At 40.5% G+C, this 14239-nt stretch carries 9 protein-coding genes; all 9 read left to right on the forward strand.

Going from position 1 to position 14239, the window contains the following annotated elements; all coding sequences use genetic code 11:
• Positions 1 to 636: 636 nt before the first annotated feature.
• Positions 637 to 2157 (forward strand): NarK family nitrate/nitrite MFS transporter, encoded by a 1521-nt coding sequence (locus C1724_RS19145; RefSeq protein WP_102348382.1) that lies wholly within the window; start codon positions 637 to 639, stop codon positions 2155 to 2157.
• Positions 2158 to 2390: 233 nt separating this feature from the next.
• Positions 2391 to 4799, forward strand: a complete 2409-nt coding sequence (gene nirB, locus C1724_RS19150; RefSeq protein ID WP_102348383.1) for a nitrite reductase large subunit NirB — start codon at positions 2391 to 2393, stop codon at positions 4797 to 4799.
• Positions 4800 to 4815: 16 nt separating this feature from the next.
• On the forward strand, positions 4816 to 5133 hold the full coding sequence (nirD, locus tag C1724_RS19155) for a nitrite reductase small subunit NirD (RefSeq protein ID WP_102348384.1): 318 nt from the start codon (positions 4816 to 4818) through the stop codon (positions 5131 to 5133).
• 22 nt (positions 5134 to 5155) lie between these two features.
• Positions 5156 to 5920 (forward strand): uroporphyrinogen-III C-methyltransferase, encoded by a 765-nt coding sequence (cobA, locus tag C1724_RS19160; RefSeq protein WP_102348385.1) that lies wholly within the window; start codon positions 5156 to 5158, stop codon positions 5918 to 5920.
• 89 nt (positions 5921 to 6009) lie between these two features.
• The gene (gene nasC / locus C1724_RS19165; RefSeq protein WP_102348386.1) at positions 6010 to 8136 is read left to right on the forward strand and encodes an assimilatory nitrate reductase catalytic subunit NasC; all 2127 of its coding nucleotides are present in this window, start codon (positions 6010 to 6012) and stop codon (positions 8134 to 8136) included.
• Between the two features lie 13 nt (positions 8137 to 8149).
• Positions 8150 to 8905, forward strand: a complete 756-nt coding sequence (locus tag C1724_RS19170; protein WP_102348387.1) for a sirohydrochlorin chelatase — start codon at positions 8150 to 8152, stop codon at positions 8903 to 8905.
• The gene (locus C1724_RS19175) at positions 8890 to 9921 is read left to right on the forward strand and encodes an anthranilate phosphoribosyltransferase (protein ID WP_102348388.1); all 1032 of its coding nucleotides are present in this window, start codon (positions 8890 to 8892) and stop codon (positions 9919 to 9921) included. Before C1724_RS19170 ends, C1724_RS19175 begins: the two co-directional genes overlap by 16 nt.
• A gap of 286 nt (positions 9922 to 10207) precedes the next feature.
• Positions 10208 to 12268, forward strand: coding sequence for a hydantoinase/oxoprolinase family protein (locus tag C1724_RS19180; protein ID WP_102348389.1), 2061 nt, complete (start codon positions 10208 to 10210; stop codon positions 12266 to 12268).
• Positions 12268 to 14235: a hydantoinase B/oxoprolinase family protein gene (locus tag C1724_RS19185; protein ID WP_102348390.1), complete on the forward strand. Its 1968-nt coding sequence runs from the start codon at positions 12268 to 12270 to the stop codon at positions 14233 to 14235. Before C1724_RS19180 ends, C1724_RS19185 begins: the two co-directional genes overlap by 1 nt.
• Positions 14236 to 14239: the final 4 nt, after the last annotated feature.

Raw genomic sequence — 14239 nt, forward strand, 5'->3', positions numbered from 1 at the left:
ACCTTTGCTTTGCTTAATCGGAAAATCTCCGCTTATATACCCCAAACCAAGCTCTATCCTGCTGTTTAACCGAAAAATCTCCGCTTATTATTAATAACTCTGGTTACTCAATTATAATCTACATACTCAATCTCAAAATCAAGCACCCTCCAATATTTATTTCATACCCTGTGATTTACTATGTGAATTAGGAGACGATAAGTTATTAAAATTTGCCAAAATGTTTATAAATCAATAAAAAACGCACTGTGAATTATAAAGTGAATTCAAGTGCGCTTTCCTATGTGGTTTACAATGTTTGCACCTCTGAAGTAAACCTGTTACTTCGTTTCGGAGGTGTTTTTATATTGAAATGCTATATTTGGAAAATAAATAAATCTTTTTCATAACTCTATTATTAACCTATTTATTTCATGGGACGTTTTTCAGCTTTCATTTCTGAATCGAATGAAACTGGAAAACGTTTTTTTTACGATTGCTCCGATTGGATCTAACAATATATTTAGAATTGTATTAAAAGATATGTTATCTTTCCTCACATGATTGAAGACGTTCTAAAAAAACTATGTAATAGTAAACACTATGAAATTGGTGATCACCAAAATACTAGTTTTAGAACAAAAGGAGTTGGAACCCATGACGGTAACTGATCTTTTTAAGTTTAAAAATGAGCGAATAAAAGTCCTTCACTTTACTTGGTTTGCTTTCTTTATATCCTTTTTCGCATGGTATAGTTTGGCGCCGCTCGCAACCACGATGATGGATGAGATGGGTTGGTTAACACCTCAGCATATTGCTGCTTTAGGAATTTGTAATGTTGTACTAACTATTCCTGCTCGAATTGTTATCGGTTCGTTGCTAGATAAGTATGGTCCAAGAGTGGTGTACTCTGGTTTGCTCGTAGTTATGTCTATTCCGGCGATCACATTTGCTTTTGGGGATAATTGGGCACAGTTAATGATTTCTCGTTTGTTATTAGGGAGTATTGGTGCAAGTTTTGTGATTGGAATTCGGATGGTTGCCGAATGGTTTCCTCCTAAAAACGTGGGATTTGCCGAAGGAATTTATGGCGGTTGGGGGAATTTTGGGTCTGCTGCAGCTGCCATGCTTTTACCTTGGTTTGCGTTAAATATATTAGGCGGAGAAAATGGGTGGAGATATGCTTTAGCGTTTACAGGCGTTTTCTGTTTCATCTATGGGATTATTTATTACATTTGCGTTCGGGATACGCCTGAAGGAAAAGCGCTGGTGAAACCCAAAAAGTCAGCTGCACTTGAAATAAGTAGCTGGGGTGATCTTGTACAGCTCATCATTTGGACGATCCCGTTAGGCGGAGCACTTGCAGTTAGCGCCTGGAGATTAGAAGGGCTCGGCTTTCTTACTCAGGAAGTTCTTCATCTTGTTTGGGCCGTGATTGGAATAGTTGTCGTTTTTCAAATCTATAACATTATCAAAGTCAATGTACCGCGTTTAAAGCGAGGCGTTCCAGAGGAAGACAAATATAAGTTTAAAAATGTTGGTGCGCTCAATAGTACGTACTTTGCTAATTTTGGTGCGGAACTGGCGATTGTGTCGATGCTGCCAATGTTCTTTCAATTAACTTTTTCGTTAACGCCAGCTGTAGCGGGTCTTATTGCATCTTCCTTTGCATTTGTGAATTTATTTGCACGTCCTTTAGGTGGCGTTCTTTCAGATCGAATGGGGAGCCGTCGTAAGGTAATGCTAGTGTACATGTTTGGCATTTCGATTGGGTTAGTTTTAATGGGGTTGATAGATTCCAGCTGGCCGCTAGCCGTAGCTGTGACCATTACCGTATTAACATCAATGTTTATTCAAGGTGCTGAAGGAGCTACTTTTGCTGTGATTCCCATGATTAAGAAGCGAGTGACAGGCCAAATTGCTGGAATGTCAGGGGCATATGGAAATGTTGGGGCAACCATTTATTTAACGCTGCTAACGTTTGTAACACCACAGCAATTTTTCTTTATCCTTGCTTCAGGTGCGTTCATTAGCTTTGTGTTTTGCTATTTCACATTGGAAGAACCGAAAAACTCATTTAGCGAAGACTACTATTTAACCGAAGTGGAGCGAAAGGAACAAGCGGAAGCTGACGCTGCTTTGTTAACAAGAGAACGGAAAGAAGTGAAGGCATTATAAAAAGGAGTTGTTTATACAACTTCTTTTTCAATTATATTTTTGGACAGGCAACCATCTTTTGTTGTATGTAACAATAGGTGACATGATTATGATAATTTAAATGTCATTAATAGGTTTATTTTGAAAAAGTATGCAAGGAAATCTAACAACATGCTTGAGCTGCCAAAATAATTACCATAACATACACCTATATACAAATGGTTTATTTGAAAAAAGAAAGTGAGGAGAATTTCATGGTCAAGCAGAAATTGATACTAATTGGAAATGGGATGGCCGGTGTTCGAACGATAGAAGAAATCTTGAAAGTGGATCCAAATCAATTTGAGATCACCATTTTCGGGAATGAACCACATCCAAATTATAATAGAATACAGCTTTCTAAAGTATTACAAGGAGATACGGAAATTAAAGATATCACCATTAATGATTGGGATTGGTATAGAGAGAATCATATAAAGCTGTTCTCCGGCGAATCTATTATTCGAATTGATAAAGAATCGCAAGTGGTCTATTCGGATAAAAGAGCAATTCAATACGACAAATTAATCATTGCTACAGGTTCACTTCCGTTCATGCTGCCTCTTCCTGGTGCTGATTTGGAGGGAGTAACAGCGTTTCGTGATATTAAGGATTGCGAAACGATGATTGAGTACTCGACGAAGTATAAAAAAGCGGCTGTAATTGGTGGTGGGTTATTAGGTCTAGAGGCTGCAAGAGGCTTACTTAATCTAGGAATGGAAGTAGATGTGATCCATATTAGTGATTGCTTAATGGAAAGGCAATTGGATCAAACAGCAGGCAGATTGCTACAAAAGGAACTCGAAAAACAGGGAATGAATTTTTTACTAAAAAAACAAACGGTCCAAATTATAGGGAAAAAGCGAGCTGAAGGATTACGATTTGGCGATGGAACCAAACTGAAAGCAGATTTAGTTGTCATGGCCGTTGGGATTAAACCAAATGTCGCACTAGCAAAAGAAAGCGGAATCCCAGTAAACCGAGGCATTCTAGTAAATGATTGTTTAGAAACAGAGATTCCTAATATCTATGCAGTCGGTGAGTGTGCAGAACACCATGGCATCGTGTATGGATTAGTTGCTCCATTATATGAGCAAGGAAAAGTTTTAGCCAAGCAACTATGTAAGGAAGAAACTGAAGGCTACCATGGTTCTATCGTTTCCACACAATTAAAGGTATCTGGTGTGGATGTGTTCTCAGCAGGAAGAATCACCGAGAATGAGGATACAAAATCCATTATGATGTATGACGATTATAAAGGAACCTATAAAAAAGTCTTGATTGAAGACGGCAAAATTGTCGGAGCTGTCCTTTTCGGTAACACAAGTGAAGGGAATAAATTACTCAGCCTTATAAATAAGGGAGCTGATGTGTCTGAGTACATGGATTTGGAAGGAACGGAAACGACAGCTGGAAGTCTTGTAGCTTCTATGGCAGATGATGAAATCATTTGTGGTTGTAATGGCGTAACCAAAGGGACGATTGTCCAAGCGATCCAGAACAATGGGTTGTCGACGATTGAGGAAGTGAAGGGATGTACAAACGCGTCCAGATCATGTGGAGGTTGTAAATCCTTGGTGTCAGACCTCCTTGAACTTACATTAGGCGACAACTATAACGTAAATGAACAAGAGCCAATCTGTAGCTGCACGACGTTATCAAGAGATGAAGTGGTCGAGGAAATTCGTGCAAAAGGACTTACACATACACGGGAAGTGATGAACGTCCTTGGTTGGAAGACTCCTGAAGGCTGTTCGAAGTGTAAGCCAGCCTTGAATTATTATCTAGGGATGATTCAACCTAAAGATTATAAAGACGAAAAGGAGTCGCGTTTTGTCAATGAAAGAATGCATGCCAATATTCAAAAAGACGGAACGTTTTCAGTGGTTCCGAGAATGTATGGTGGCGTGACGAGCGTTGAACAATTGCGAAAAATTGCCGATGTAGCCGAAAAATATCAGGTACCATTAATTAAAGTAACAGGCGGACAAAGGATTGACTTATTCGGTGTGCAGAAGGAGGACCTTCCTAAAATGTGGGCAGAGCTTGATATGCCTTCAGGCTATGCATATGGAAAAACACTTCGTACGGTAAAAACATGTGTTGGTGAAAGATTCTGCCGATTCGGTACACAGGATTCTATGGGCTTGGGGATTCAACTAGAAAAGAAACTTGAGCGTTTAAGTACTCCGCACAAAGTGAAAATGGGTGTATCCGCATGTCCTAGGAGCTGTGCTGAATCCGGAGTGAAGGATGTAGGGGTGATTGGTGTAGAGGGAGCATGGGAGATCTACGTTGGCGGAAACGGAGGCACACATCTACGTGCAGCCGATCTTTTGTGCAAGGTAAAGACAGATGAAGAGGTCATCGAATTTTCGGGTGCCTATCTACAGTATTACCGGGAAACAGCTCATTATTTGGAGCGTACATCAAAATGGCTAGAACGAATGGGACTTGATCATATAAAATCTGTCCTACATGATAAGCAGAATCGTGATTCGTTAAACAATAGATTAGATGAAGCTCTATCCGTTTTAAGGGATCCTTGGAAAGAAGCCGTTGAGAGTGAAGAGATTCAAAAGGAACTCTATCAAAGTGTCAAGGTACCAGTTACATCAAAATAAAAAAGGAGGAAACACCATGGAACAAACGCTGCAACGGGTAAAGGTGGGCACTTTAATTGAATTGCCAAAAGAGATAGGGAAAACCATTCGAATTGGAAGTCACAATATTGCAGTTTTTCGCTTAGCAAATAACAAAGTTCGTGCGATTGAAAATAAATGCCCGCATCGAGGCGGAGTTCTCGCAGAGGGAATGGTCAGTGGAGAGCATGTGTTTTGCCCTATGCATGACTGGAAGATTTGTATGACGGACGGAAAAGTTCAAGAACCAGATACAGGCTGTGTCAATACCTATCAGGTGGAAATTGAAAATGGGGACGTTTTTATAATGATTTAAGATGACAAGGGAGGAAGTCAACATGGGGAAGGTTTATATCGTTGGAGCGGGGCCAGGTGACAAAGATTTAATTACAGTAAAGGGTTTAAAATGTATTCAGCAAGCAGAGGTCATTTTATACGACAGATTAGTTAACACCGAATTATTAGATGAAGCAAAACCTTATGCAGATTTAATATACTGCGGAAAAATGCCCAATCACCATCCAATGAAACAGGAGACCATTAATAGATTGCTAGTGCGCTATGCCAAGAGCGGGAAAATTGTTACCCGTTTGAAAGGCGGTGACCCATTTGTCTTCGGAAGAGGTGGAGAAGAAGCGGAAGCACTGGTACGAAATGGAGTCGAATTTGAGGTGGTCCCTGGAATTACATCTGGGATTGCGGCGCCTGCTTATGCGGGAATACCTGTAACACATCGAGATTTGGGCTCCACCTTCGCCATCTTGACAGGTCACAGAAAACAAGGGGCAGAAGATAGAACAGATTGGAAGAGTCTTGCCAATGGTATCGATACTTTAGCCATCTATATGGGAGTTGGCAATCTTCCTTACATTGTTAGTCAGCTTTTGAAATATAAAAAAGCACCCCATACACCGGTCGCGATTATTCACCAAGGAACGACGAAAAATCAGCAGACCATTACAGGGACTTTACAAACCATTGTAGATATCGCAAATAAGAAAGAGATTGAAAATCCATCCATGATTGTGATCGGAGAGGTCGTGAAGTTTAGAGAAAAACTTCAGTCATTTGAATCGATGGAAGGTAATGCTGTTTCGTTGTAAAGGAAAGATGGGAACAACTTTCATCATGTTGTTCCCATTGTGTTTATGAGTTCTTGACAAGTGTTAGCTAGAAGGTGAGTTGATAAGTAGTGTCCGATTTACTGCAACATTTTCTGTCTAAATATAAAGAATTACAAAAGGAAGAAATTTATCAGGCCAGGTGCCCGTATTGCAGTGTCCAATGCTCGAAGGAGGTTATTGAAGAAAGGATTGTCAGCCGTAAGCAATTTAAGGTAAATCCTAATAAAGAGGACCCTACTTCAGAAGGGCGCTTATGTATCAAAGGCATGCATGCACATCAGCATGTTTTTCATAAAGATCGCGTTCTTTATCCCATGTTAAAAGTGGATGGGGAGTTTGTTCGTGTATCTTGGTGCTTAGCTTTAGACTATATTAAAGAGAAATTTCATCAAATACAGCTTGAAAGTGGAAATGATGGCATCGGGGTTTACGGCGGCGGTTCGTTAACCAACGAGGAAAGTTATTTGCTTGGAAAGTTTGCGCGAGTGGCATTAAAGACGAAATATATTGATTACAATGGCCGATTCTGTATGTCCTCTGCTGCTGCGGCTGGAAATATTGCTTTCGGAATAGACCGCGGTTTAACGATGAAGCTTTCCGATATACAAGAAACTGAATGTCTAATTTTAGCGGGGACCAACATTGCCGAGTGTCAGCCTACCTTAATGCCCTATATTCGTAAAGCTAAAAAGAATGGTTGCTATATCATTGCGATCGATCCAAGAGAAACTGCGACTACGAAACTTGCAGACTTACATATCAAGGTGAAACCGGGCATGGATGCGAATTTAGTGAATGGAATTTTGAAATTCATATTGGAAAGAGGCTTTGTGGATCAAGAATTCGTTCAGAATCGTACAAATGGTTATGAAGAGCTAAAGGATTTTTTAGAGTGCTTGAAGTTTGAAGAGCTGGAATCAATCACGAATGTGACGACGGGAGACATGGAGTTAGCGGCAGAAAAGTTTGGGAAAGCGAATTCGGCAATTGTATTGACAGCACGAGGGGTCGAGCAGCATTCCACAGGTGTAGAAACTGTAAAAAGTTATATCAATTTAACTCTTGTTACCGGGAAAATTGGAAAGCCGGGCTGTGGATACGGAGCCGTTACAGGTCAAGCGAACGGGCAAGGAGGAAGGGAACACGGACAAAAAGCTGACCAGCTTCCTGGATATCGATTGATAGAAAACAAGGAGCATCGGGAGTATATAGCTAGTGTCTGGGGAATCGAGGAATCCGAGTTACCGAGAAAAGGTGTATCCGCCTATGAAATGATGGAAAAAATCAACGAACAGGAGATTAAAGGTTTGTTTCTCATGGCCTCCAATCCGGTCGTTTCAAATCCAAATGCTATCTTGGTTGAAAAGGCCTTGAAAAAGCTCGATTTTCTCGTGGTGGTGGATATGTATATTTCAGAAACTGCTCGAATGGCCGATCTTATTTTACCAACGTCCTCTTATCTCGAAGATACGGGAACCATCACCAATTTAGAAGGGAGAGTCGTCCTACGCGAAGGGGAACGGGAAAAACCAGGGGAGACGAAACATGATTGGGAAATACTTTGTGACATAGCCGACACATTAGGAAGTGGTCAGTATTTCTCTTATTCATCACCGGAAGAAATTTTTGAGGAATTACGAAAAGCTAGTAAAGGCGGAATCGCCGATTATTATGGCATTACGTATGCTCGTTTAAAGGAAGGGAACGGCATTCATTGGCCATGTCCAGAGGAAACACATCCGGGGACGGAGCGATTATTTGGGCATCATTTTGCACATAGAGATTGGAAAGCAACTATATCAACAGTTCCCATCCAAAAGCCGAATGAAACCATTGATGAAGAATTTCCGCTGTTCTTAACAACGGGCAGAGTGTTACATCATTACTTAACGGGCGTACAAACAAGGAAAAGCAGTAAGCTATTTTCTTTATGTCCAGAGCCGTTATTAGAAATCCATCCTGAAACAGCCCAAAAGTATGGAATCGCTGATAAATCTCTTGTACAAGTGCAATCCAAAAGAGGCAATATGGTCGTACGTGCTGCCTTTAAGGAGTCCATCAGACGGGATACCCTTTTCACCTCCTTTCATTGGGGGGACATCCAAAGTGTCAATCGGGTGACAAATCCAGCACTTGATCCCCTATGCAGGATGCCTGAATTTAAGGTGAGCGCTGTGAAAGTAAGTTCGTTATAAGGAGGGAAGCTGCATGGATGGTGTTTTATATGTCTTTCATGGCAGTCGAATGAAAAAGGCGACCGAGTTCTCTATTCAGTTTGTTAAAAAGTGTATGGAAATAATCTCTATACCGATACAAGAGCACTGCTTTCTAGAACTTGCAGCCCCTTCAATGAAGCAAGGAATAGATAGTTGTGTGAAAAGAGGTGCGACAAGAATAGCTGTTGTTCCGATTTTGTTATTAACAGCTGCACATGCGAAAAAAGATATCCCTGAAGAGATTGAAAGGTTGCGAGAGTTGTATCCAGAGGTTGAAATTATGTATGGACGTCCTTTTGGGGTCCATGAAAAGATTATTGAAATTTTAATAGAAAGAATAATAGAAAAGAAAAAAAATTCGAAGGAAATGGATGTTCTATTGGTGGGGAGAGGCAGCACGGATTCAGATTCGAAGAACGATATGGAAAGGATTGCAACACTTTTACAAGAAAAAATCGACGTGAATTCCATCACCTGTTGTTACCTTGCAGCAGTTGATCCAGCATTTGAAATTGCCTTAGAGCAAACCATTAAGAAAAGTGGGCAAGTGGTTGTCCTTCCTTATGTATTATTTACAGGACTGCTCATGAATCGTATGCAAAAAGCAGTAAAAGAGGTCACGATGTTAATAGATAAGGAGATTGTTCTATGTGACTATCTCGGCTACCACCCAAACTTGAGTGACATTATAAGGGAACGAGTGTGGGAGCTTTTAGGGGAGGAGGAAAAAGTATGCAGCATTGGCTAAAAGAAATTGCAAGAGGTAAAAGGGGAGCTAAAGATCTTTCCTATGAAGAAGCCTTAGAAGCCGCTCGCTTTATTGCAGGTGGAAAAGCAACAGATGCACAACTTGCAGCGTTCTTCATCGCTGAGCGAATTAAGACAGAATCACCGCAAGAATTACTAGCATTCGTTCAGGCTTTTCAAGAAAAATGTGAAGTGATAAAAGGGCTGAATTGCATTCAGATTGATTTTGCTGGGCCATATACAGGAAGAAACACATTTGCCGCCACCATTCCTGTCTCACTCTTGCTTGCAGACTATGGAATCTCCGTTTTCATGCACGCAAGTGATTCTCTACCGCCTAAATACGGGACGTCGATCAAAGATATTATTAATGAGTTAGGAATAGAAGTAGGAAAAAGTGGGCCTGCCATTTCTGAAGATGTAAAGGTGCGGAAGATAGGATTTGCTCATTCTGAACAATTATGTAATCCACTGCAGCAAATGAGACGAATCCGTGAAGAAATCGGTGTACGAACCATTTTGAACACAGCTGAAAAACTATTAAATTTATCAGGAGCTCAATTACTCATGCTGGGAGCCTTTCATCGGACGGCAATTAATAAAATGATCCCAACCTTTGAGGGGCTAGGCTATGAAAAGGTCGTCGTGGTGCAGGGTGAAGAAGGTTCAGAAGATGTCCCTGTTCATCGTAACAGCTTTATCTATGTTTGGACAAAGGATTCTTTAAATTCCTATCTGATCAACCCAGAGGATTACGGGTTAATGGAGGAAAAGCAGGAAGGCACCTTAACGCTTAAGGACCAATGTTACATCATAATGACTATCTTAAAAGGAGAAGGAGACAAAGCGTATCCATATTATTATAAACAAGTTTTGTTAAACGCTGGAATCCGTTATTATTATTTCGGTATCACCTCATCTGTAGAAGAAGGAATTCGAATCGCAAAAAAGCAATTGCACCAAAAAAGAGGTTTGATAAAGCTAGAAGAATGGAAAGTTGGGGCACTGGCAACATAAAGGACAACATAAGGGGTCAGTCCTCCGCTGGAGTAAAGCTTTACTTCGGTGGGGGATTGATCTTTTTTATATGTGATGGTAGGACTAGGACATCGGTTTATTATCCGATGGGTTTAAATTGAGAGGTATTGTTGGAATACTGAGATGAATGCATGGTAGAGGTCAGCTAATGCAACATCAGATAAATGAAAACATTAAATTGATTATTCCTATAATTATAGTATAATAAATTACGTTCAAAATTCAGAATGTAATAAAAATAAAAAAAGGTTAGGAGCAAACTACAGTGAGTAACAACCAATACCGGTTAGGAATAGATATTGGCGGCACTTTTACTGATTTATCATTATTGAACCCAGAAACAGGAGAAATTTTTAGTTATAAAACTCCAACTGTACCCCATGATCCGGCACAAGGAATTTCAAATGGATTAGCTCTTTTAAGCAAAGACGGTTTTAAATCATCGGATATTACATACTTTGTTCATGGAATGACCATTGGACTAAATACATTACTTCAACGAAAAGGCGCAAAGATTGCTTTGTTTGTAACTGAAGGATTTAGGGATATTTTATCCTTACAAAGACTACGGCTGCCGATTCCTTATGATTTTCGATCACGGTTACCGGAGCCTTTAATCCCAAGGAAATACGTTTTTCCAATTAAAGAAAGAATGATGCATGATGGAACAGAACACTGTCCTTTGGATCTTACATACATTGATAACGCGGTTAAGCGAGCTGTTTCAGAAGGAATAGAGGGTATTGTCGTTTCGTTTCTGCACAGTTATAAGAATCCAATCCACGAGAAATTGGCTGTAGAGCGGATAAAGGAAAAGGCACCGCAGTTAGATGTCATTATGTCTTCGGAGCTTTGGGCGCAAATGCGTGAGTTTGAACGTACTGTTATGGCTGCGGCTAATCTTTACATCCAGCCTAATGTGAAGAAGTATTTTGAGACATTGAAAGAAAGACTAAATGCAGAAGGAATACAAACAACCCCATTTATTACGCAGTCTAATGGGGGATTAATGGATATTGAAACAGCCGCAGCTGCGCCTGTTCGCACGTTATTTTCAGGTCCTGCTGCAGGGGTAATCGGGTCAATCAGAGCTGCAGAATCTGCTGCGATTGAGAACGTTATAACTTTTGATGTCGGCGGTACGAGTGCTGATATTTCTATAATTGAAAAGGGGAAGGCAACATTTACACAAACGAATGAACTTGCGGGCATCCCAATTATGCTTCCTTCTGTTGCTATCTATTCTATAGGTGCAGGAGGTGGCTCTGTTGCTTGGATTGATAATGGGGGAATGTTAAAGATAGGTCCTGAGTCTGTAGGGTCAAATCCTGGCCCAGCATGTTACGGTATCGGCGAGCAAGCCGCATTAACAGATGCATTTCTTGTTTGTCAATACTTGAACCCTGAGAGATTTGCAGCCGGAAATCTCCCTCTGTACAAAGAAAAATCCGAGAAAGCACTTCAGCCGATTGCAGAGCATTTAAATTCAGGAATTGAGGATGCAGCGGACAGAATTATCCAAGTTGCAGTGGCAAATATGTACACAGAGCTTAGCAGTGTGATGGAGCAGCAGGGCTTTGACCCTCGTGAATTTAGTTTCCTAGCATTTGGCGGTGCGGGTCCTGTAATAGCAAATTTCCTAGCTGAAGAAATCCAGGCGAAAAATGTACTCATTCCGCCAAGTCCAGGTACCTTAAGTGCCTTAGGATCGTTAACTTCAGATTTCATTTATGATGCTGTTACGTCCAGACAAGGTTTACTTGAAATTTTTACACCGGATCAATTAAAAGTAGAATTCGATAGTCTCTCAACGGAAGCAGAACAATGGATTAGACAACAGGAGCTTTCGATATTAGAAAGTACTTCTCTTTTATATTCAGTGGATGCGAGATACAAAGGACAAGCCTTTGAAATCGAACTTCCAATGTCAATTTCATGGTTGGAACAGCAGGATTTCCATGAAATTAAAAATGCATTTCATCAGGTTCATCAACGCCAATATGGGCATAGTGATCCAACATCAAGTATTGAAATTATTAATTTACGTGTCCGTATCATCGGTCATACACCGAAACCTGAGTTGAAAACGATGGCAAAAGCGAAGGATATTAACCCGGCTATTTTATCGACTAGAAAAATAGTTTTGAGAGGGAAAGAATTTAATGCTAGCATTTATTCACGTGCAGACTTAAAACACGGTCAGTGTGTATTAGGACCTGCAATTGTAGAGCAGGATGATACTACTGTTGTGATATTGCCAGAATGGTTTGGGAAAATAGATGCTGCAGGCAACTTAATCATCTCGCGAATGGAGAGTGAACAATAATGCGCACAGATCCCGCACAATTAGAGATAATAAGAAGTTACTTTAATGCAATTGCTTCAGGAATGGGGCATGTTATTGAACGAACTTCCTTTACAACTTTTGTAAAAGAATCAGCAGATTTTGCAACGGCTTTAGCTACTCCAGAGGGAGAATTTTATGTTTATCCCAAAACCGTTGGCGTCACTATTTTTTTAGGTCTGAGTCTAAAGCGTGCAATCGAAGAAAGTGGTCCGTTTGAGCCAGGTGACATTGTAATTACAAATGATCCGTATACAACCGACGGCTTAGCAACACATTTGCCGGACGTTCATGTTTTTAAACCCATTTTCAAGGATGGAGAAATTATCAGTTATGCATGGGCATTTGTCCATGTTAGTGATGTAGGCGGACTTGTTCCAGCTAGTATTTCACCGACGGCAACCGATATCCATCAAGAAGGGCTGCGTATCCCTCCAGTAAAGATTTATAAGGGTGGCAAGGAAAACAAAGAGGTCATTGCATTTTTAAATGCAAATAGCCGCGTTCCTCATCTAAATTACGGGGATATCAATGCGATGATTGCTGCAGTCAATACTGCAGAGACTCGCTTGCTTGATATGGTGCAAAAGTTTGGTACGGATACAGTAAAAAATGGTATGACTGATTTGCTTGAACAAGCTGAAATGAGGGCCGGTAATATTATCAGGGATATTCCGGATGGTACATACTCTTTTGCTGACTATTTGGATGATGATATGATATCCGACGTTCCAATCCGTCTTGCTGTAAATGTCACCATTAAAGATCGTAAAATAACATTAGATTTTTCTGATTGCGACCCGCAAGTGGAAACAGCTTTTAATCTTGTGACAAATGGAAGCAGGCATTCCTTCTTATATCAAGGGCTAATCAACTATATTATAAGTACCGATCCTTTTATTCCGGTAAACGGTGGACTGACAAGGCCGATAGAAGTAATTGCTCCAAAAGGAACATTAGTTAATCCTGAATACCCGGCTGCTGTCGGAATCCGTCATTCGATTACAATGAGAATGTACAATGTTATTCTCGGAGCACTTGCGAAAGCTTTACCTGAAATGGTTCCTGCTGCTGGTGCTGGACAATCCGCAATCGTTGTTTTATCAACACCTGACGAATCAACCGGCTCACGAAAAATAGCGGTCGTCGAACCAATGGGCGGTGGCGGTGGCGGTCAGTTTGACATGGATGGTGTCGATGGCATCGATCACGCTTCGGGATTTTTGAAAAATACACCAATAGAAAGTCTTGAGCAGCATATTGATATTTTTGTGAAAAAATATGAGATTAAACAAGATACAGCAGGAGCAGGTTTCCATCGAGGTGGACATGCGATTCAGCTAGATTTTCAAATTGTAAAACCTGAATCCATTGTAACTGCACGCGGCATGGAAAGACTTCGCTTTCAACCATGGGGGCTTGCTGGCGGACAAGCAGGTTCACTTGGTAACGTAAGACTTAATCCGGATACAGAACTGGTCAAGGAACTGCCTAAAATTGAAATTTTGCGACCAGAAAAAGGTCAGGTTATTAGCATTACATCTCCTGGTGGAGGAGGATGGGGAAATCCGCTTGATCGCGATGTAGAACTTGTACTGGAGGAAGTTGAATCAGATTTATTAAGCATTCATCTTGCAAGAGAACAGTATGGAGTGGTTATAACTGAAGGTTCGCCCGGAGTGTATGAAATTGATAAAAATGAAACAGAAATGTTTCGAAATGAAAAGTCCAAAGAAAAACGATCAGATTGGGATTTTGGTTTGGCAAGAGAAAACTATGAAGCAACATGGTCGGCGGAAGCAAGTACAACCTTGGCAAAATTGCTTTTGCAGCTTCCAGCCAATCAACGTTCACACTATAAGCATTTAATTCATAAGCAATTTGCTGAAAGTAATCAACAAATTGACAAAGCATTAGTAGAGGAATGGTTTTTTAAATTAACAAACTAAATAA

It is taken from the genome of Bacillus sp. Marseille-P3661, from assembly GCF_900240995.1.
In the GTDB taxonomy this organism is placed as follows: Bacteria; Bacillota; Bacilli; order Bacillales; family Bacillaceae_J; genus OESV01.